General features: G+C 70.1%; 18 protein-coding genes. 1 reads left to right on the forward strand and 17 read right to left on the reverse strand.

Going from position 1 to position 19,253, the window contains the following annotated elements; all coding sequences use genetic code 11:
- The 5 genes from pgaA to AC07PU_RS34230 all read right to left on the reverse strand — a co-directional run bounded on the left by pgaA (window position 1) and on the right by AC07PU_RS34230 (window position 6,377).
- Window positions 1–2,331 (reverse strand): poly-beta-1,6 N-acetyl-D-glucosamine export porin PgaA, encoded by a 2,331-nt coding sequence (pgaA, locus tag AC07PU_RS34210; protein ID WP_495322652.1) that lies wholly within the window; start codon window positions 2,329–2,331, stop codon window positions 1–3.
- 302 nt (window positions 2,332–2,633) lie between these two features.
- Entirely contained in the window at window positions 2,634–3,635 is a 1,002-nt protein-coding gene (locus tag AC07PU_RS34215; protein ID WP_093347611.1) for a Bug family tripartite tricarboxylate transporter substrate binding protein, read from the reverse strand.
- A gap of 146 nt (window positions 3,636–3,781) precedes the next feature.
- Window positions 3,782–4,987, reverse strand: a complete 1,206-nt coding sequence (pcaF, locus tag AC07PU_RS34220) for a 3-oxoadipyl-CoA thiolase (protein ID WP_093347612.1) — start codon at window positions 4,985–4,987, stop codon at window positions 3,782–3,784.
- Between the two features lie 44 nt (window positions 4,988–5,031).
- Complete coding sequence (locus AC07PU_RS34225; protein ID WP_495322653.1) at window positions 5,032–5,679, reverse strand: 3-oxoacid CoA-transferase subunit B; 648 nt, start codon at window positions 5,677–5,679, stop codon at window positions 5,032–5,034.
- Window positions 5,676–6,377 carry a 3-oxoacid CoA-transferase subunit A gene (locus AC07PU_RS34230; RefSeq protein ID WP_208510979.1) on the reverse strand — a complete coding sequence of 234 codons (702 nt, stop codon included), beginning with the start codon at window positions 6,375–6,377 and terminating at the stop codon, window positions 5,676–5,678. Before AC07PU_RS34230 ends, AC07PU_RS34225 begins: the two co-directional genes overlap by 4 nt.
- A gap of 130 nt (window positions 6,378–6,507) precedes the next feature.
- Here AC07PU_RS34230 and AC07PU_RS34235 point away from each other — a divergent pair, with 130 nt between their 5' ends.
- A complete protein-coding gene (locus AC07PU_RS34235) occupies window positions 6,508–7,296 on the forward strand; it encodes an IclR family transcriptional regulator domain-containing protein (protein WP_093347615.1) in 789 nt (262 codons plus the stop codon).
- A 15-nt stretch (window positions 7,297–7,311) separates the two neighbouring features.
- On the opposite strand, the gene AC07PU_RS34240 is transcribed toward AC07PU_RS34235, so the two are convergent.
- From AC07PU_RS34240 to AC07PU_RS34295, 12 genes are all read right to left on the reverse strand, one after another.
- The gene (locus tag AC07PU_RS34240; protein WP_495322654.1) at window positions 7,312–8,244 is read right to left on the reverse strand and encodes an SDR family oxidoreductase; all 933 of its coding nucleotides are present in this window, start codon (window positions 8,242–8,244) and stop codon (window positions 7,312–7,314) included.
- A gap of 46 nt (window positions 8,245–8,290) precedes the next feature.
- A complete protein-coding gene (locus tag AC07PU_RS34245; protein ID WP_495322655.1) occupies window positions 8,291–9,178 on the reverse strand; it encodes a helix-turn-helix transcriptional regulator in 888 nt (295 codons plus the stop codon).
- Between the two features lie 47 nt (window positions 9,179–9,225).
- Window positions 9,226–10,233 (reverse strand): Bug family tripartite tricarboxylate transporter substrate binding protein, encoded by a 1,008-nt coding sequence (locus tag AC07PU_RS34250; protein ID WP_495322656.1) that lies wholly within the window; start codon window positions 10,231–10,233, stop codon window positions 9,226–9,228.
- Window positions 10,234–10,311: 78 nt separating this feature from the next.
- A complete protein-coding gene (locus AC07PU_RS34255; RefSeq protein WP_495322657.1) occupies window positions 10,312–11,325 on the reverse strand; it encodes a branched-chain amino acid ABC transporter permease in 1,014 nt (337 codons plus the stop codon).
- A 5-nt stretch (window positions 11,326–11,330) separates the two neighbouring features.
- Complete coding sequence (locus AC07PU_RS34260; RefSeq protein WP_490877348.1) at window positions 11,331–12,194, reverse strand: branched-chain amino acid ABC transporter permease; 864 nt, start codon at window positions 12,192–12,194, stop codon at window positions 11,331–11,333.
- The gene (locus AC07PU_RS34265) at window positions 12,187–12,906 is read right to left on the reverse strand and encodes an ABC transporter ATP-binding protein (RefSeq protein ID WP_495322658.1); all 720 of its coding nucleotides are present in this window, start codon (window positions 12,904–12,906) and stop codon (window positions 12,187–12,189) included. The genes AC07PU_RS34260 and AC07PU_RS34265 overlap by 8 nt, the downstream gene beginning before the upstream one ends.
- Window positions 12,903–13,622, reverse strand: coding sequence for an ABC transporter ATP-binding protein (locus tag AC07PU_RS34270; protein ID WP_203202835.1), 720 nt, complete (start codon window positions 13,620–13,622; stop codon window positions 12,903–12,905). The genes AC07PU_RS34265 and AC07PU_RS34270 overlap by 4 nt, the downstream gene beginning before the upstream one ends.
- A gap of 5 nt (window positions 13,623–13,627) precedes the next feature.
- Window positions 13,628–14,881, reverse strand: a complete 1,254-nt coding sequence (locus AC07PU_RS34275) for an ABC transporter substrate-binding protein (protein ID WP_495322659.1) — start codon at window positions 14,879–14,881, stop codon at window positions 13,628–13,630.
- Window positions 14,882–14,926: 45 nt separating this feature from the next.
- A complete protein-coding gene (locus tag AC07PU_RS34280; protein WP_495322689.1) occupies window positions 14,927–16,390 on the reverse strand; it encodes an aldehyde dehydrogenase family protein in 1,464 nt (487 codons plus the stop codon).
- A 79-nt stretch (window positions 16,391–16,469) separates the two neighbouring features.
- On the reverse strand, window positions 16,470–17,477 hold the full coding sequence (locus tag AC07PU_RS34285; RefSeq protein ID WP_495322660.1) for a hydroxyquinol 1,2-dioxygenase: 1,008 nt from the start codon (window positions 17,475–17,477) through the stop codon (window positions 16,470–16,472).
- A 25-nt stretch (window positions 17,478–17,502) separates the two neighbouring features.
- Window positions 17,503–18,042: a cupin domain-containing protein gene (locus tag AC07PU_RS34290; protein WP_296797714.1), complete on the reverse strand. Its 540-nt coding sequence runs from the start codon at window positions 18,040–18,042 to the stop codon at window positions 17,503–17,505.
- Window positions 18,043–18,172: 130 nt separating this feature from the next.
- Complete coding sequence (locus AC07PU_RS34295) at window positions 18,173–19,117, reverse strand: LysR family transcriptional regulator (RefSeq protein ID WP_093347648.1); 945 nt, start codon at window positions 19,115–19,117, stop codon at window positions 18,173–18,175.
- Between the last annotated feature and the right edge of the window lie 136 nt (window positions 19,118–19,253).

Genomic DNA, 19,253 nt, shown 5'->3' on the forward strand with positions numbered 1-19,253 from the left:
TCATTGGAACGGCACCGACAGATTGAGATAGACGAAGCGGCGGCGCTCGCGCACGCCGTCGTAGGGATGGCTCGCGATGCCCAGGCCGTAGGCCAAGGTGGCCGAGCGGCCGAACATCCATTCGTGGCCGTAACGCAGCGACCAGAGCGCGCCGCCGCCGAAGCCCTGCTGGCGGTAGCTGCCGGCCTCGAGGCCGAACACATGCGAGAAGCGGCGGTCGTCGCGCTTCCAGCCCAGGTACTTGCCGGTCAGGCCGACCTGCAGCGCGCTCTCGCTGCGCGGCGCGAAGTAGTCGACGTCCTGGCGGTCGTAGCGCCCGGTCTCGCCGCTCAACGTGCCTTCGAGCTGGAAGCGCGGGCCGCTCACGAGGCGCTCGCGCCAGCGCAGGCCGAAGCCGTCGCGCGTGTTGCCGTCGCTGAAGTCCATGCGCTGGTAGCGGGCCTCGAAAGCGCGCGACTCGTTGACCACGTAGGTGGCGCCGAGCTCGGCCGAGCGCGCGCCGACATTCGCCAGCCGCGCCTTCCATGGCGTGTCGAGGCTGTTCGAATCGAAGCGTGCCGAGAAGCGCCAGCTGTCGCTGGCACGCCAGTCCACGCCGAGCGCGAGGCCGGTGCGGTAGCGGCCCTTGTCGGCCTGGTGCAGCTCGGCGCTGGCGCGCCAGCGGCCCTGCAGGTATTCGACGCCGACGCCGGTGCGCGACAGGTCGATGTTGCCCAGCGAGGTGTCGCCGCGCGCGAACACCTGGCGGAAGAACAGGCGCCAGCGGTCGTCCCACAGCGGCGACGAGAGCTTCGAGTCGACGCGCCAGTCGCGGTCGGCCAGCACGCTGCTGCCGTGGCCCTGGCCGTAGTCGGCCTCGACGTCGAGCCGCGCCGCGTAGAGCGTGTCGCGCTGCGCGACGGCATTGCGCACGGCGATCGATTCGGGCGCCTCGGCCTGCAGGCTCTCGGTCAGTTCGCGGCCCGCGCGCATCTCGCCGGCATCGAACAGCGCGCCCGCGTAGCCGGCACGCGCGGCCACGTCCCACGGATGGTCGACCAGCGTTTCGCGATAGCGGCCCAGTGCCTCGTCGGGCTTGTCGCGCAGCTTCATGGTCTCGGCCAGGCCCGAGCGGAAGCCCGCGTTGAGCGGCGCGAGCGAGGTCAGGCCGCGGAAGCTGGTCTCGGCCTGCCAGGGCCGCTCGGTGTAGAGCTGGTAGAGCGCGCGCAGGTTGCGCACCTCGGCGTACTCGGGATTGGGCCGGCCCTGCTCGGGCGTGAGCCGCAGCATCGGCGGCGTGGCCTGCTCGAGCTTCTGCAGCAGCGCCTCGGCGTCTTCGAAGCGCGCGGTGTCGAGGTAGGCATAGACCAGGCCGGTGTGGGTGTCGCTGGGCACGGGGATGGCGTCGCCGCCGCGGCGCAGCGCCTCCTCGTAGATCGGCACGGCGAGGTCGGAGCGGCGCTGCTGCTGGTAGGCGCCGGCCACGTCGGACAGCGCGTAGTAGGGCAGCGGCTGCTGCGGATGCTCGACCTGCCAGCGCTCGTAGGCCGCGGTCACTTCGGGGAAGCGGCCGCGCGCAGAGACCGCGAGCAGATGGTCGGCATAGAGGCGCAGATGCAGCGCCTTCCAGCGTTCGAGGTCATCGGCTTCGTTGGCCTGCGTGGCGCGCTGCACCGCATCGGCCGCGGCCTGCAGTTCGTTCGGATAGAGCGGCAGCAGCGCATCGATGGCCTCGAAGCGCTCGGGGCCCTCGCCGCCGCGCTGGTCGCGCTCCGCGATGGCCCAGCGCAACCGCTGGCCCAGTGCCTGCTGGCGCAGGCTCGCGAGCTCGAAGGCACTGAAGCTGCCGGGCGTGGCGCGCTCGGCGGCCTCGGCCTGCGCCAGGGCCTCGGTCAGCGAGCCCTGGTCCTCGAGCGCGAAGGCGTTCTCGCGCCGCACGATGCGCTGCGTGGGCTGCAACGCGGTGAGCTGCAGTTGCAGGATGCGGTCGTCGACGCGGCGCGCGGCGATGAACGCGGACTCGAAGGCGTAGTTCGCGAGCCGATCCAGCGGCACGGCGCGCGCCCAGCCCACGGATTCCCGTGGTTCGTCGGCCTGCAGTGCCCACACCACGCCGTCGGACGCGATGCGCTCGCGCTGGGCCGCGGTCGCGGCGCGCGGGAACCAGGCCTGCAGCGCATCGAGTGCCTCGCGCGGCGTCGCCTTGCCGGCGCGGATGCGTTCGACGAGCGCGTCGTGCGCGGCGGCGTCATAGCCGCCCGGTCTGTCGGCCCCGGAGAGGGCGACGGGTGCCGCGGCACCGGGCCGCTCGACCTGCGCCCTGACCTGCGTGCTCGCACCCGCCCACGCCACGGCGACGAGAAGCGCCGCGGCGGAGAACCTGAAGGTGGAGGGAAAGAAGGTGGCGGGAGGGTTGGAGCGCGCGGGGTGTGTGACAGCGTGGTGGTGGTGGTTTTTTCTCAAGATCGAGGAAAAAGGAGCGATTGGTTATTGGCCGCAACCATATCGCCCGCCCCCGGAACCACGCTGTAGGACGCGCTCAGGAAATAGTCAAAAGACTTCGTTGTTCGGTAAGAGACCGTAAAGCCTTCATCCGGTGAATCCAATCGCTCCCACGCTGCGTACGCCAGGGGCGTACGCAGCGTCACGCAGGCTCAGTCGAGCGATACGTTCGCTTTCCGAATGACATCCGTGAAACGGGTGGTTTCGGCCGCGACGAAGCCATTGAACTGCTCGCGCGTGGTCGGGAAGGGCTCGTAGCCGAAGCTCTTGAACTTCTCGAGCACGTCGGGTTCGGCCAGGCCTTTCTCGATGTCGCGCTTGATCTTGTCGGTGACCGCGGCCGGCAGGCCCTTGGGCACGGCGATCGCGTTCCAGCCGATCACCTCGAAGCCCTTGGGACCGCCCGATTCGCTCACGGTAGGCACGTCGGGGAAGGCCGCCACGCGCTGCGGCGCCGCGGCCGCCAGGAAGCGCAACTTGCCGGCGCGCTGCAGCGGGCCGGCGGTGGCGCTGCTGCCCAGCGCGAAGGCCAGTTCGCCGGTGGCGACCGAGGTGTAGAGCTGGGTCGTTTCCTTGTAGATCACGTGCTCCATCTGCGTGCCGGTGGCCGACTCGAACAGCTCCGAGCCCAGGTGCACCGGGTTGCCGACCGACCACGAGCCGTAGTCGAGCTTGCCGGGGTTGGCCTTGGCGTCGGCGATCAGGTCGCCCACGGTCTTGTACTTGCTGTTGGTGGCGACGGTGAAGAAGAAGTAGGTCTTGAACAGCGGCAGCAGCGCGTCGAAGTCCTTGGCCGTGTCGTAGGGCAGCTTCTTGAACAGCGCCGGGTAGGCGGCCAGGTGCACGTTGTCGAGCACGATGATGTCGTGGCCGTCCTTCGCGCCGCGCTTGAAGGCATCGATCGCGATGAAGCCGTTGCCGCCGGGCCGGTTCTCGACCACCACCGGCTGGCCCCAGGCGCGCGACAGCTTGTCGGCCACCAGCCGCGCCACGCCGTCGGGACCGCCGCCGACCGGGAACGGCGTGATGATGCGCACCGGCTTGCTCGGGAAGGCCGCCTGCGCGGCGGCCAGGGACGGCAGCAGGCCGGCAGCGGCCAGCGCGAAGGCGGCCAGGCCGAGGGCGCGGCGCGCCTTGTTCGATGTGGAAACCATGATCCTCTTTCTCCTTTTTGGTTGAAAAAAATGCCATCGGGCCGCGGGTGCGGCAGCCGATGGCTTCAAGTCGATCGATCGCGCGGTTGTTGTTGTCGGGTGTGGCTGATCGATCGACGGGGGTACGGTTCAGGTTGGACGCAGGCTCAGACGCGCTCGAGGATCAGTGCGATGCCCTGGCCGACGCCGATGCACATGGTGCACAGCGCATAGCGGCCGCCGCTCTTGTGCAGCTGGTTGACCGCGGTGGTCGCGAGGCGCGCGCCGCTGGCACCGAGCGGATGGCCCAGCGCGATCGCGCCGCCGTTGACGTTGACGCGCGCGTCGTCGTCCGAAAGGCCCAGCAGGCGCAGCACCGCGAGGCCCTGCGCGGCGAAGGCCTCGTTGAGCTCGATCACGTCGATCTGGTCGAGCCTGAGGCCGGTGAGCGCCAGCACCTTCTGGGTGGCGGGCGCCGGGCCGATGCCCATGATGCGCGGCGCGACGCCGGCGGTGGCCATGCCCACGATGCGCGCGCGCGGCGTGAGGCCGTGCTTGGCGGCGCTGGCCTCGTCGGCCAGCAGCAGCGCGCAGGCGCCGTCGTTCACGCCGCTGGCATTGCCGGCGGTGACGGTGCCGTCGGGCCGCACCACGCCCTTGAGCTTGGCCAGCGCTTCGAGGCTGGTCTCGCGCGGATGCTCGTCCTTGTTCACGACGATCGCATCGCCCTTCTTCTGCGGCACGCTCACCGGCACGATCTCGGCGTCGAAGAAGCCGGCCTTCTGCGCGGCCACGGCGCGCAGCTGCGAGTTCAGCGCCATCCGGTCCTGCGCCTCGCGCTCGATCTTGTAGTCGGTGGCCACGTTCTCGGCCGTCTCGGGCATCGAGTCGACGCCGTACTGCGCCTTCATGAGCTTGTTGACGAAGCGCCAGCCGATGGTGGTGTCGTAGACCGCGTTGTTGCGGCTGAAGGCGCTCTCGGCCTTCGGCATCACGAAGGGCGCGCGGCTCATGCTCTCGACGCCGCCCGCGATCATCAGGCCGGCCTCGCCGGCGCGGATGGCGCGCGCCGCGCTGCCCACGGCATCGAGGCCCGAGCCGCACAGGCGGTTGATGGTGGCGCCCGGCACCTCGATCGGCAGGCCGGCCAGCAGCGAGGCCATGCGCGCGACGTTGCGGTTGTCCTCGCCGGCCTGGTTGGCGCAGCCGTACAGCACGTCGGTCACGGCCTGCCAGTCGACGTTCTTGTTGCGCTCGATCAGCGCCTTGAGCGGCACCGCGCCGAGGTCGTCGGTGCGCACGCTCGAGAGCGCGCCGCCGTAGCGGCCGAAGGGGGTGCGCACGGCGTCGCAGATGAAGGCTTGGTTGGTCATGGTGTTGTCTCTCGGAAAGTGAAGAACGGATGTGGCTGTCCGCGTCAGGCGGCGATCGGCAGGCCCACGAGCTTCTCGAGCTCCGCATGCTCGAGCCCGTCGACCTTGTCGACCAGCTTCAGGCCCTGCGGCGTGCATTCGAGCGTGGCGAGGTCGGAGTACACGCGCTTCACGCAGCCGATGCCGGTCAGCGGGTAGCTGCACTGCTCGACGATCTTGCTCTCGCCCTTCTTGGTCAGCAGGTCCATCATGACCCAGGTCTGCTTGGCGCCGATCGCGAGGTCCATCGCGCCGCCCACCGCCGGAATCGCGCCGGCCTCGCCGGTGCTCCAGTTCGCGAGGTCGCCGGTGGCCGAGACCTGGAAGGCACCGAGCACGCAGATGTCGAGGTGGCCGCCGCGCATCATCGCGAAGCTGTCGGCATGGTGGAAGAAGGCGCCGCCGGGCAGCAGCGTCACCGGCTGCTTGCCGGCGTTGATCAGGTCGTAGTCTTCCTCGCCGGCCTCGGGCGCGGGGCCCATGCCGAGGATGCCGTTCTCGCTGTGCAGGATGACCTCGCGGCCAGCCGGCAGGTGGTTGGCCACCAGCGTGGGCTGGCCGATGCCGAGGTTGACGACGGCGCCGTCGAAGATGTCCTGCGCCACGCGGGCGGCCAGCTGGTCCTTGGTGCGACGGGTGTAGCTCATGGTCATGCCTCCTTCTTGAAGCCGCCGGCCTGCGTGGCGACGCGCTCGATGCGCACCACCTTGTGCACGAAGATGCCGGGGGTGACGATGGTTTCGGGGTCCATGGTGCCGAGCTCGGCGATGTCGTGCACCGTGGCGATGGTCTTCTTCGCGGCCATGGCCATCACCGGGCCGAAGTTGCGCGCGGCCTTGCGGTAGACCAGGTTGCCCCAGCGGTCGCCGCGCTCGGCCTTGATCAGCGCCACGTCGCCGTGGATCGGGTACTCGAGCACGTACTGCTTGCCATCGATCTCGCGGGTTTCGCGGTTGCCCGCGAGCTCGGTGCCGTAGCCCGTGGGGCAGAAGAAGGCGCCGATGCCGGCACCGGCCGCGCGGATGCGCTCGGCCAGGTTGCCCTGCGGCACCAGCTCGAGCTCGAGCTGGCCGCTGCGGTAGAGCGCGTCGAAGACGTGGCTGTCGGCCTGGCGCGGGAAGCTGCAGATGATCTTGCGCACGCGGCCGGCCTTGAGCAGCGCGGCGAGGCCGGTGTCGCCGTTGCCGGCGTTGTTGTTGACCACCGTCAGGTCGCGCGCGCCCTGTTCGATGAGGCCGTCGATGAGTTCGCCGGGAATGCCGGCGGTGCCGAAGCCGCCGATGAGAACGGTGGCGCCATCGGCCAGGCCCGCGAGGGCATCGGCGATGGAGGGCGCGATCTTGTCGATCATGGATCTGTCTCCGAAGAAGGATGGTGGAGAGGCGGGAAGACGGGTTGTCGCTGCGCGTCTGGGGGAAATCTATTTTGTTCGCATATCGAACATCTGTTCGTATAATGAATTCTAGAGAGGATCCATACCCATGGCAACCCGCCCCCTTGCGCCCACCGAGACGCCCGCCCCCGGCGACAGCTACGTGCAGTCCTTCGCGCGCGGCCTGCAGGTGATCCGCTCGTTCAGCGCGAGCGCGCCGCACCAGACGCTCAGCGAGGTGGCCGCCGCCAGCGGCCTCACGCGCGCGGGCGCGCGCCGCATCCTGCTCACGCTGCAGACGCTGGGCTACGTGGTCAGCGACGGCAAGCTGTTCACGCTCACGCCGCGCATCCTCGACCTGGGCTTCGCCTACCTGTCGTCGATGCCGATCTGGAACCGCGCCGAGCCCGTGATGGAGGCGCTGGTGCAGCAGGTGCAGGAGTCGTGCTCGGCCGCGGTGCTCGATGCCACCGACATCGTCTACGTGCTGCGCGTGCCGACGCAGAAGATCATGCGCATCAGCCTCGGCGTGGGCTCGCGGCTGCCGGCCTACTGCACCTCGCTGGGCCGGCTGCTGCTGGCCGACCTGCCCGACGAGGAGGTGCGCGCGCGGCTCGAGGCCTCGGCGATCGAGCCGCTGACCAAGCACACGGTGACCGACATCGACGCGCTGCTGGCCAAGGTGGCGCAGGCGCGGCGCCAGCAGTGGTGCCTGGTGAACCAGGAGCTCGAGGAGGGCCTGATCTCGGTGGCCGCGCCGATCGTCGACCGCGCGGGCCGCATGGTGGCCGCGCTCAACATCAGCGGCCAGGCCAACCGCACCAGCGCGAAGGTGATGCAGGACAGCATGCTGCCCGCGCTGCGCGAGGCGGCGCAGCGGATCTCGAGCCTGCTGTGAGCCGGCGCTGCGCTCTCAGGCGCCGCCGTCCTCCCCATCCTCCATCTCGAAGGGCGCGACCTGCCGCCCGTCGATGTCGGTGAAGCCGTACTCGCGCGCGAGGTCGCCCACGCGCAGCGCGCGGCCGGTCTTGTGCATCACGTTCGCGTCGCCGGCCAGCGCCACGATGGCGCGCCCGATGTAGCGCGGCGATTCGGTGCGCGCGAGCGCGGGCCGCTCGTGCCAGTGCGCCTCGTCGGTCTGGTGGCCGGCCAGCACGAACTCGGTGCGCATCCAGCCCGGCGACACCGCCACCGAGGCCACGCCGTGCGCGCGCAGGTCCTGCGCCATGCCGAAGGCCAGTCGCGTCATCGAGGCCTTGGCGAGGTCGTAGAACAGGCTGCCGCGCAGGTAGCGGTCGCGGTCCCAGAAGGTGGTGGTGGCGATCAGGCCGTGGCCCTGGCGCACCAGCAGCGGCGCGGCGCAGCGGCTGGCCACGAGATGGTTGCGCACGCCGCGGTCGAACATGGCCTCCCAGTTCGACAACGGATGCTCCCAGAACGGCGCCTCGAACACGCCGTTGAAGCTTTCGTGGCCACCCCAGGCGTTGTTGACCAGCAGGTCGAGCCGGCCGGCCTCGCGCTCGACGCGCGCGAACAACTCGCGCACCTGCGCTTCGTCGGTGTGGTCGCAGCGCACCGCCACGCCCCGCCCGCCGAGGCGCGTGACCTCCTCGGCCGTGTCCTCGATGCTGCCGGGCACGCGCTGCAGGCCCGACAGCGCGAGTATCTGGCCGTAGCTGTCCGCGGGCTGCGCGCGCGTGCTGCGGCCCGTGACGTAGACGGTGGCGCCGGCCGCGCCGAGTTCGAGCGCGATGCCGCGCCCCGCGCCGCGGCTCGCGCCCGTGACCACGGCCACGCGGCCTTGCAGGGAGGGCAGTGCATTCGCACCCGAGGGCTGGTCGGTCATCGTTCGGCTCGCTGAAAAGGAAAGAAGCGCCGAAGGTAGCGCCGCCTCAGGCCGGCGTCTTGGAAGAACCCGCAATCGCGCGGCCCAGGAACTCGGTGGGCGTGACGCCGCACAGCGCGCGGAACTCGTTGACCATGTGCGACTGGTCGTAGAAGCCGCTGTCGACCGCGACCTCGGCCCAGGCCGGCATCGGCGTCGCACGCAGCGCGCGCAGGCAGCCATGCATGCGCGCGAGCCGGCGCCAGGCGCGCGGCGAGAGGCCGACCTGCGCATGGAACAGCTGCTGCAGCCGGCGCTCGCCCAGGCCCACCGCCTCGGCCACCTCGCGCAGCGGACGCCGGCCGGCTGAAGCGACGATCAGCTGCGCGGCCTGCAGCGCGCCCGGATGCAGGCCCAGCCTCGCCTGCGCGCGGCCGTCGGCCTCGGCGAGGCGGCGGCACAGCGCGGCATCGAGCAGCGCGACGCGCGCGGCATCGCTGGGGGCTTCGGCCATGCGTTCGAGCAGCTGCGCGCCGGCGCCGCGCCAGAGTTCGTCGAGGTGCAGCACGCGGCCCGCGAGTTCGCCCGCGGGCAGGCCGAGCAGCAGAGCCGCGGCGCCGGGCCGCAGGGTGATCGACAGGCCTTCCATGCGCTTGCGCAGCCGCACCAGCACGGCCTCGGCCGAGGCGCCGATGGCCTCGACGGCCAGCCCCTCGGCGCCATTCGCCGAGGGCGCGTCGCCGAGGTTGAAGACCAGCCGCGCGGCACCGTCGGGCAGCACGCGCTCGAGCACCTCCTCGCCCTCGGCGAAGCGCTCGCGGTACACGAGGATGTTGGCGACGTGCGGGCGCAGCGGCGCGCTGGCGGCGAAGGAGCGCACCGTGCCGCCGGGCGCGTCGATCGGCGGCCCGAGCAGGGGGCCGTCGTCGAGGTGGAGGAAAAGGCGCTCGCTCATGCCGGGGCGGTCCGGGTCAGGGCCCGCCAGCATGCCACAGGCGCCGCTCAACCCTCGGCGTGGATGCCCTTCATCAGGATCACGCCGCCCAGCCGCGCAGTGTCGGCGCGCATGCGGCGCGCCAGCGCGTCGGGCGAACCCGGCTGGGTCTGCCAGCCGGTCTTGAGCAGCGCCTCGCGCACTTCGTCCGTGCTGATCACCTCGACCAGCGCGGCATTGAGCCTGGCCAGCGCGGTCTTGTTCATGCCCGCGGGCGCGGCCAGCGCGGTCCAGATCTCGAGGTCGGCGCCGCGCACGTCGGCATCGCGGATGGTCGGCAGCTCGGGCACCAGCGGGCTGCGCTCGGGCGAGGTCACGCCGATGGCCTTGAGCTTGCCCGAGCGCACGTGCGGCATCGCGAGCGCGGGCGGCAGCAGCGCGAGCTGGATCTCGCCCGCGAGCAGGCCCGCGATCACCTGCGGATTGCCGGTGTAGGGCTTGTGCTGCGCGGTGATGGCCGAGCGGCTCTTGAGCAGTTCCATGCCCAGGTGGCCCACCGTGCCCACGCCCGGCGTGCCGTACTTGCCGCCGCTGCCGAGGTTGCGCACCCACAGCAGGTGGTCGGCCGCGGTCTTGCCGGTGGCATTGCCCGACACGGCCAGCACCAGCGGCGCGGTGCCGACCATGCCGACCGGCGCGAAGTCCTTCTCGGGATCGAAGGAAATCTTGGGATTGAGCAGCTTCGCGATCGTGAGGTTGCCGTTGATCAGCGCGCCGATGGTGTGGTCGTCGGTGGCCTTGGCGACCTGGTCGGCCACGATGTTGCCGCTCTCGCCGGGCTTGTTCTCCACCAGCACCGGCTGGCGCAGGATCTTGGCGAGCGGCTCGGCGATGGCGCGCGCCAGCAGGTCGGGCGAGGCGCCGGTCGGGAAGCCGACCAGCAGTTTCACGGGCTTGGTGGGCCAGGCGGCTTCGCCGGCGCGCGGCTTGTCCTGGGCCAGGGCGAACGGGGGAAGCAGCGAGGCGGCCAGCGCGGTGGCGCCGCCCTCGAGCAGGCGGCGTTTGGTGATCGTCACGGGAGGAACTCCGGGTGGAAGCGGCGGAGCCCTAATTGTAAACAGATCGTTACAAGAATGCTGCATCGCAGCGCGAAATCACGGCTTGCCGGCGACCAGCCTGCGCTGCGTGGGAAACAGCGACCAGCCCCAGCGCTGCTGCGCGAAGCCCCACAGCCCCTGCTTGAAGAACAGCGTGGCCACGATCGCGAGCAGCCCGAGCCCCAGCAGGTACCAGGTGCCGTAGTCGCTGAGGAACTTGTTGAGCGCCCAGAAGACGAGCGCGCCGACCAGCGGTCCTTCGATGCGGCCGATGCCGCCGATCACCACCATGAAGATCGCGAACGCGCTCCAGTTGACGCTGAAGGCCGCGTCGGGGCTGATGCGCAGGTTGCCGACGAAGTACAGCGCGCCCGCGAGCCCCGCGCCGAAGGCCGCGACCCCGTACACGGCGAGCTTCATGCGCGCCACCGGCACGCCCTGCGACTCGGCCGCCACCTCGTTGTCGCGGATCGCCAGCAGCGCGAGGCCGCGCTTGCTGCGCAGGAACAGGTAGACCAGCGCCACCGCCGCCACCACGCAGCCCAGCGCCATCCAGTAGGTGACGCTCTCGCGCGTGGCCTTGTCGATGCCGCGCAGCGCCGTCAGCGTGGTGCCCGAGCCGCCGCCCACTGCCGACACGTTGGCGAAGCTCAGGCGGAACACCTCGGCGATGACCCAGGTGCCGATCGCGAAGTAGCCGCCCGAGAGCCGGAATGCGATGAAGGACACTGGAATCGCGACCAGCCCCGCGGCCAGCGCGCCGAGCGGGATCGCGACGAAGGGATTGAGCCCCGCGAAGTTGCCGAGCACCAGCATCGCGTAGCCGCCGAAGCCGAAGAAGGCCTGCTGCCCGATGCTGACCATGCCGCCATAGCCCGCGAGCAGGTTCCACATCATCGCGAAGATGAAGTAGCAGGCGATCTCGACGAACTCGCGCATCCAGCTCGATTCGCCCCACAAGGGCAGGCTGGCGGCGACGAGCACCAGCGCGATGCCGACGACGAGGGCGCCGCGGCTCGCGGCGGTGGCGCGCTCGACCGCGACGAAGGAAGGGGTGGCGGGGGTCGTCATCGGCGTCATCCGCGTGTCTTGGGAAGCAGGCCTTGCGGCCGGAACACGAGCACCGCGAGGAACACGATGTGCCCGAACCAGATGCCCCAGCCCGGATCGAGGCGGAAGCCCACCTGCTGCGCGATGCCGAGGATCATGGCGCCGGCCAGCGTGCCCCAGAACGAGCCCATGCCGCCGATGATCACGGCCTCGAAGGCGAACAGCAGCAGCAGCGGGCCGTCCGACGGCGACACCGTGGTGCGCATGCCCTGCAGCGCGCCCGCCACCGCGATCAGCACGAAGGCGATGGCGGTCGCGAAGGCATAGACCTTCTTCGCATCGAGCCCCATGAGCTCGGCGATCTCGCGGTCGTCCGACACGGCGCGGAACGACCGGCCCAGCGCGGTGTGCGCGAACAGCCATTGCAGCGCGCCGGTGGCCGCGAGCGCCACGGCCAGCACGATCAGCGGCAGCACGCCGAGCGACAGCGATTCGCCGAGCGCCAGGCCGCGCGTGCCGAGGCCGCCGGTCTCGATGGCGCGCGGATCGGCCGAGAACAGCTCGAGCAGCAGGTTCTGGATCACGATCGACAGGCCGAAGGTGACGACCAGCGAGGGCAGCGGGTCCTTGCCCAGCGTGCCGTTGAGCACCCAGCGCTGCAGCGCATAGCCGAAGCCGAAAGCCACGGGCAGCACCGCGAGCGCGACCAGCCACGGCGCCGCAGCGCCGGCCAGCGACACGCCCGCGATCACCGCGAAGGCGCCGAGGATGATGAAGTCGCCCTGCGCCGTGTTCGTGAGCCGCATCACGCCGAACATCAGCGACTGGCCGAGCGCGAACAGCGTGTAGAGGCCGCCGAGCAGCACGCCCTGGAGCAGGGTCTCAAGCATGGGCCGCCTCGATGCCGAAATAGGCCTGTGCGATCCGTTCGCGCGTGAGATCGGCCGACAGGCCCTCGAGCGACACCCGGCCTTCCTGGAAGCAGTAGACGCGCCGCGAGACCTGGCGCGCCATCGTCACGTCCTGCTCGACGATCACCACCGTCATGCCCTCGGCCGCGATGCCGGGCATGGCCGCGTAGATCTCGCGGATGACGACCGGCGCGAGGCCCAGCGAGAGTTCGTCGCACAGCAGCACGTCGGGATTGCTCATGAGCGCGCGGCCCAGCGCCACCATCTGCTGCTGGCCGCCCGACAGCGAGGTGCCGGGCTGGCGGCGCTTCTCGGCCAGGATGGGGAACAGCGCATAGAGCCGCTGCAGGTTCCACGGGCCCGGGCGCCGGGCGGTGGCGCCCATCAGCAGGTTCTCTTCCACGCTGAGGCTGGGAAACAGCCGGCGGCCCTCGGGCACCAGCGCGAGGCCGCGCCGCACGATCTCGCCGGGCGGCAGGCCGCCGATGGGCTCGCCCCTGAAACGGATCGCCTCGCGCGGCGCGCGCACCAGGCCCGTGAGGCTCTTGAGGAAGGTCGACTTGCCCGCGCCGTTGGCGCCGATGATCGCGACGAGTTCGCCGGCGGCGAGCGCGAAGTCGATGCCGAACAGGGCCTGGGCGTCGCCGTAGAAGGCCTGCAGGCCATGGGTGGTGAGCAGCGCTCCGCTCATGCTTCCATCCCCATGTACACGCGCCGCACCTCCGGATCGTTCATCACCGCGCGCGGTTCGCCCTCGGCCAGCTTCTGCCCGAAGTTGATGACGAACAGCCGGTCGGCCAGCGACAGCAGCGCATGCACCACGTGCTCGATCCAGATCATGGTCACGCCGCGCGCCTTGATGCGCCGCAGTTCGCCCACCAGCACCGCGGCCTCGGGCTCGGTGAGCCCGCCCGCGATCTCGTCGAGCAGCAGCAGCCGCGGCTTCGTCGCGAGTGCGCGCGCCAACTCGAGCCGCTTGCGGTCGAGCAGCCGCAGCCCGCCGGCCGGCGCGTTCGCCTGCGCCATCAGCCCGGTCTGCGCCAGCACCTCGTGCGCCGTGCGCCAGGCCTCGCGCTCGGTCTGCTGCCCGCCGAAGCAGGCCGCGGTCACGAGGTTCTCGAACACGCTCATGTTCCCGAAGGGCTGCGGCACCTGGTAGCTGCGGCCGATGCCGGCGCGGCAGCGCTGATGCGGTCGCAGCCGCGTCACGTCGCGGCCCGCATAGTCGACCCGGCCCGCATCGGCGCGCACGTCGCCCGAGATCAGGTTGAACAGCGTGGTCTTGCCCGCGCCGTTGGGGCCGAGGATGCCCAGCGTCTCGCCCTCGGCCACCGCGAGCGTGATGCCGTCGGTGACCTTGAGCGCGCCGTAGGACTTGCTCACGCCATGCAATGCCAGCAGCGCCATGGCGGTCAGAGCGCGCGCAGCTTGCCGCCGGTGGGAATGCCCGGCGCGGCCTCGTTGTTCACGAGGGTGAGTTCCACCTTGTACTTCGTGCCCTTGCCCCATTGGCCGAGCACCAGCGGCGTCTTGCTGACGTTCCTGAACGGCCCCTGGCCGCCCCACTTGACCGGGCCGACCACCGACTGGATCGAGGTCGCGGCCACGGCATCGCGCACGTCGGCGGCCTTGAGCGACTTCGCGCGGCCCAGCGCGTTGGCCGCCACCTCGAACAGCGCATGCGCGAAGCCGATCGGCTGCGTCCACTGCTTCTTCGTGCCGGCCTCGTAGGCCTCGGCCAGCGCCTTCGCGCTCTGCTTCGTGAGGCTCGAGGCGAAGGGATGCGAGGGGCTCCACCAGACCTCGGTCGAAAGGCCGTCGCCGAGTTCGCCCAGCGCCTCGATCGCGCCCGGGAACAGCAGCGCCTTGCCGAGCGTGATCACCTTCGGTTTGAAGCCCTGCTGCCGCGCCTGCGTGAGGAAGGTCTTGGCATCGGGCGGGATCACCACGCCGGTGACGATCTCCACGCCCTCCTTCTTGAAGGCCGCGATCTGCGCGCTGAAGTCCTGCGTGCCGTTCTGGAAGCGGCCCGGGTCGGTGAGCGTGAAGCCCATCTGCGCGAGCGGCTTCGGAAAGCCCAGCTCCTTGTCGCCCCAGGCGTTGCCGTCGCCGTCGTTCGGGAACAGGCCGCCCACCTTCTTGTTGGTGGCCAGCGTCTTCCAGCCGCTGGTGAAGTTGGCGATGACGTCCTCGAGGCCCCAGAACAGGTGGTAGGTCCAGTCGAAGCCCTTGGCCGGATCGCCCTTGCGGCCGAAGAACCAGGGCTGCCACGGCACCACGCTCGAGATGCACGGCACCTCGTTGAGCTCGCAGGCATCGCTGACCGGGTTCGCGGTCTCGGGCGTGCCGGCCGTGAGCACCAGCGCCACCTTGTCCTTGAGGATCAGGTCGTTGGCGACCTCGCCCGCGCGGTTCGGGTTCGACTGGCTGTCCTTGAGCACGATCTGCACCGCGTACTTGCGGCCGCCGACCGCGATGCCGTCCTTGAAGGCGGCCTTCATCTGGTCGATGACCCACTTGTCGGCCTCGCCGAAGGGCGCGAGCGGGCCGGTCTGCGGCGACACGTAGCCGATCTTGAGCGTATCGGCCGCGAACGCCAGCGGTGTCGCGCCCGCGGCGACGAGGGCCGCGGTGGCCTGGGTGAATTGCCTGCGATTGAATGTCATGCCTGTCTCCTGTTCTTGTGTCTGCGGATGCCGCTCTGCCGAAACTCAGCGCGCGAAGTGCGGCGGTATCCGCGCGTCGACGTTGACCCACACGCTCTTGACCTGCGTGTACTCGCGCATCGCGTCGAAGCCCATCTCGCGGCCGTAGCCGCTCTGGCCCACACCGCCGAAGGGCGAGCCGGGGTTCACGCGCTTGTAGCTGTTGATCCAGACCATGCCGGCGTGCAGCTCGCGCGCCACCTTGTGGGCGCGCTGCAGGTCCTTCGTCCACAGGCCGGAGCCCAGGCCGTAGTCGGTGCCGTTGGCGATGCGCATCGCCTCTTCGTCGTCCTTGAAGGTCAGCACGGTGACGAAGGGGCCGAAGACCTCTTCCTGCGCGACGCGGTCGCGGTACGACTTCGCGCGCATCACGGTGGGCTCGACATAGCAGCCCTTCGCGAGATCGCCGCCCGGCGACCGGCCGCCCGCGAGCAGCTCGCCGCCCTCGCCCTGCGCGACCTCGACGTAGCCCAGCACGCGCTCGCGATGCTGGGCGCTGGTCAGCGGGCCCATCTCGGTGGTCTCGTCGAGCGGATTGCCGAGGCGGATCGACTTCGCGAGCGGGATGAACTGCGCGAGGAATTCGTCGGCGATCCGCTCGTGCAGCATCAGCCGCGAACCCGCGATGCAGGCCTGGCCCTGGTTGTGGAAGATGGCCCAGGCGCTGCCGTTGACGGCGGCCTGCAGGTTCGCGTCCTCGAACACGATGTTGGGCCCCTTGCCGCCGAGCTCGAGCTGCACCTTCTTGAGGTTGCCCGCACTGGCCTGCACGATGCGCCGGCCGGTGGCGGTGCTGCCGGTGAAGGCGATCTTCGCGATCTCGGGATGCTCGGCGATGTACTGGCCCGCCACGCTGCCCAGGCCCGGCAGCATGTTGACCACGCCGGGCGGCAGCCCCGCCTCGGCCATCAGCTCGGCGATGCGCAGCGAACTCAGCGGCGTGATCTCGGCCGGCTTCATCACGATGCAGTTGCCGGCCGCGAGCGCGGGCGCCATCTTCCAGCTCGTGAACATCAGCGGGAAGTTCCACGGCACCACCTGGCCGACGATGCCCACGGGCTCGCGCAGCGTGTAGTTGAGGAAGCCTTCCTCGACGGGAATGGTCTCGCCCTGGAACTTGTCCGCCATGCCGCCGAAGTAGCGGAAGCACGCGGCCGTGCGCGGCACGTCGAGCCGGCGCGAATCGCGGATCGGGTGGCCGGTGTCCAGCGATTCGAGGCGCGCGAGCTCCTCGGCGTTGGCCTCGATCAGGTCGGCGAGCCTGAGCAGGATGCGGCCGCGGTCGGCGGCGGCCATGCGGCTCCACGCCGGGAACGCGCGCTTCGCGGCGGCGACGGCCTTGTCGACGTCGGCCTTGCCCGCGAGCGCGACATCGACGATCGGCGTGTTGTCGTGCGGGTTCAGGGTGGCGAGGGTCTCGCCCGATTCGGCGTCGACGAAGCGGCCGTCGATGAAGAGCTGGTGGCGTATGGACGAAGCAGGCATGCGTTTCCTCTCCCTCCCCCGCGGGGGAGAGTTGGATGGGGCGTTGGGAAGGAAGGGAAGCCGGTCAGAACTGGACCGGGATCTCCGGGCTCTCGCCCTTCTGGATCTCGTACACCAGGCTCGGCGAGCCGTTCTCCCACACCAGCAGCATCGAGCGCTTGGGGCTGAAGCCCTGGTGACGGCAGTAGGCGGGCATGGCGGCCATGTCGCCGGCCTTCATGATCACGCGCGCCATCGGCTTGCCGGTGTTCTTGTCGCCGCAGTCCCAGTGGATCTCGTCGGTCATCTGGAAGAACCACTCGACGCGGTCGTTGCCGTGGATGATCGGCAGGATGTGCTCCTCGGTCGTCGGGCACATGTAGCTGTGCTTGACCACCGAGGTGAAGCTCGGGTTCCAGGTCACCTGCGAGCGGCTCAGGAAGCCGAAGAGATTGAAGGCATGCACCTCGTTCTCGAAGCCGGGCTCGGGATGCAGCTCGGGCTGGTCCTGCGGCACGTCGGCGAAGGCGCGGTTGACCGGCGCGCCGCGCTCGTCGCTGCGCAGGTCGAGGTCGCCCTGGAGGCCCACGCAGCGCGTGGCGAGTTCGCGGGCCCGCGTGATCTTGGCCGTGTTGTTGCCGTTCTTGCGGCCGTAGGGCGAGCCGGTCTCCTGCGGCGCGGCGAAGGGATCGAAGCTCTGGTTGGTCCAGTCGTCGAGCATGGCCTCGAAGGTGGCGCGGATCTGGGCGCTCGGGAAGTTCTCGAGCAGGTCGATGCCCGCGTCCTTCATCGTGCCGTTGAAGCTGCCGGCATAGAGGTCGACCGAGTCGTAGTGGTTGACGGTGCCGAACACGCTGTCGAAGTTGACCCAGCCGTAGAAGAAGCCCCAGGCCACGTCGCGCATCAGCGCGCGCAGGTAGTTGCCCGCATCCATGGTGTGGCTCATCGGGCGGCCGTCGCGGGTCTGCCAGCCGATGTGGACGAAATACTCGTCGCGGCGGAAGCGGAAGCTGCCGAGCGAGAAGTCCTTGTAGCCGAGCATGGCGTCGGGTTGCGAGGCGATGACTCGGGCGAGTTCTGCGGGGGCGTTCATGGCGTGCGTTCCTCTTTCGATGCGATCAATGCGATTGGCAGATCTCGGCCCACTTCTCGACCGACAGCTCGCCCTTGCAGGTCTGCAGCACGATCACGCCGGGGCGTGCGCTGCGGAACTGGTAGGCGGTGTTCTTCGGCAGCAGGCCCTGGTGGCCGCGCGAGAGCTTCATCCAGCCCATCTTCTTGCCGCGCGGCTCGCCCTCGACCTGCACGGCGCCGTTCTTCTCGGGGTCGGCCACCTTCTGGGCCGCATCGAGCTGCACCAGGTGCACCTCGACCTCGCCGTCCATCACCAGCGCGAACTCGTCGTGCGCGCAGGTGAACCAGGGCGAGTGGCCCTCGGCGCGCAGGGTCTCGAGCACGTAGATCTGGTTCTGGCCGAACACCACCTTCTCATAGGGCCGGCTGTTGTTCGCGATCTCGAAGCAATTGGAGAAGGCGTAGTGGCGCACGTCGTCGGCGATCGGCTCGACGTGGCCTTTCTCGTAGTGGGCGAGCGAACCGAAGCGGGTGCGGTAGGCGGGCCCTTCGTGGACTTGGTGGGTCTGGGCGGTCTGGGTCATGGCGGTCTCCTTGGTTCTGGCTTGGACCGAACTCTAGGAAACAACCGGGGCCGCCGGTAGGGACCAGATTGGAAGAGGATTATTCGCAGACTCCGAATAATCGCTGGGGTTTACCCGGGAACGCGCGCCCTCACTCGATGAGTTCGGCCGGGATCATTCCGCGCTCGATCAGGGTGGCGTCCCAGGGCGGCACGCGCGTGAAGCGGGTCGCGATGTGCTCGATGAACAGCCGCAGCTTGAGCGCGTTGCGCGAGGTGCCCGCATAGACGGCGCTCAGCGAGAACGACGAGAGCTGGTGCTCGGGCAGCACCACGCGCAGCTCGCCGCGCGCGATCGCGTCGCCCGCCACCAGCGTGGGCAGGCAGACGATGCCCGCGTGCTCGAGCGCGTACTCGCGCAGCAGGTGCACGCTGTTGGTCAGCAGCGCGGCCGCGAGATAGATGGTGGTCTGCTCGCCCTGGTGGTGGAAGGTCCAGCGGTCGCGCGTCGGGTAGCCCGAGTACAGGCCCAGCTTGTGGCGGTGCAGCTCGCGCGGGGTCGCGGGCGTGCCGTGCCGCTCGAGGTACTCGGGCGTGGCGCACAGCAGCCGGCGCACCGGGAACAGCGGGCGCGACACCAGCTCCTCGGAGGCGGCCGGGAAGATCTGCAGCGCGCAATCGACGCCGGCCTTGACCGGATCGACCACCGCGTCGCTCACGATCAGCTCGAGGTGGATGTCGGGATAGGTGGTGTGGAACTCGCGCAGCAGCGAGGCGAAGCGCCCGAGCACCATGCCCGTGAGCGCATGCACGCGCAGCACGCCCGAGGGGGTGCCGCGCGCATCGCGCATCTGGTCGACGATGTCGTTGGCGCGGCCCACGAGCTCCACGCAGTCGCGCAGGAAGGCCTGGCCCACGTCGCTGAGCCGCACCACGCGCGTGCTGCGGTGGAACAGCGGCGCGCCGAGGAACTCCTCGAGCTGCTTGACGCGCGTGGTGACCACCGAGTTCGCCACCCGGAGCTGGCGCGCCGCCTCCGCAAAACTCTGCGTCTGCGCGACGCGCACGAAGGCTTCGATGCTCTGGAGGCGGTCCATGGCGGGACTGTACTGTGCGGGCCCCGCGGCCGTACCCCGGGGCGACGCGGGGTGCGCGCAGGGCCGCACTTATGATCGCCGCCACCTCGCGCGGGCCTCACGGGCCGCGCGGGCTCATACGGGAGAACACAACGAC

Source organism: Variovorax sp. GW821-FHT10D07, from assembly GCF_059415325.1.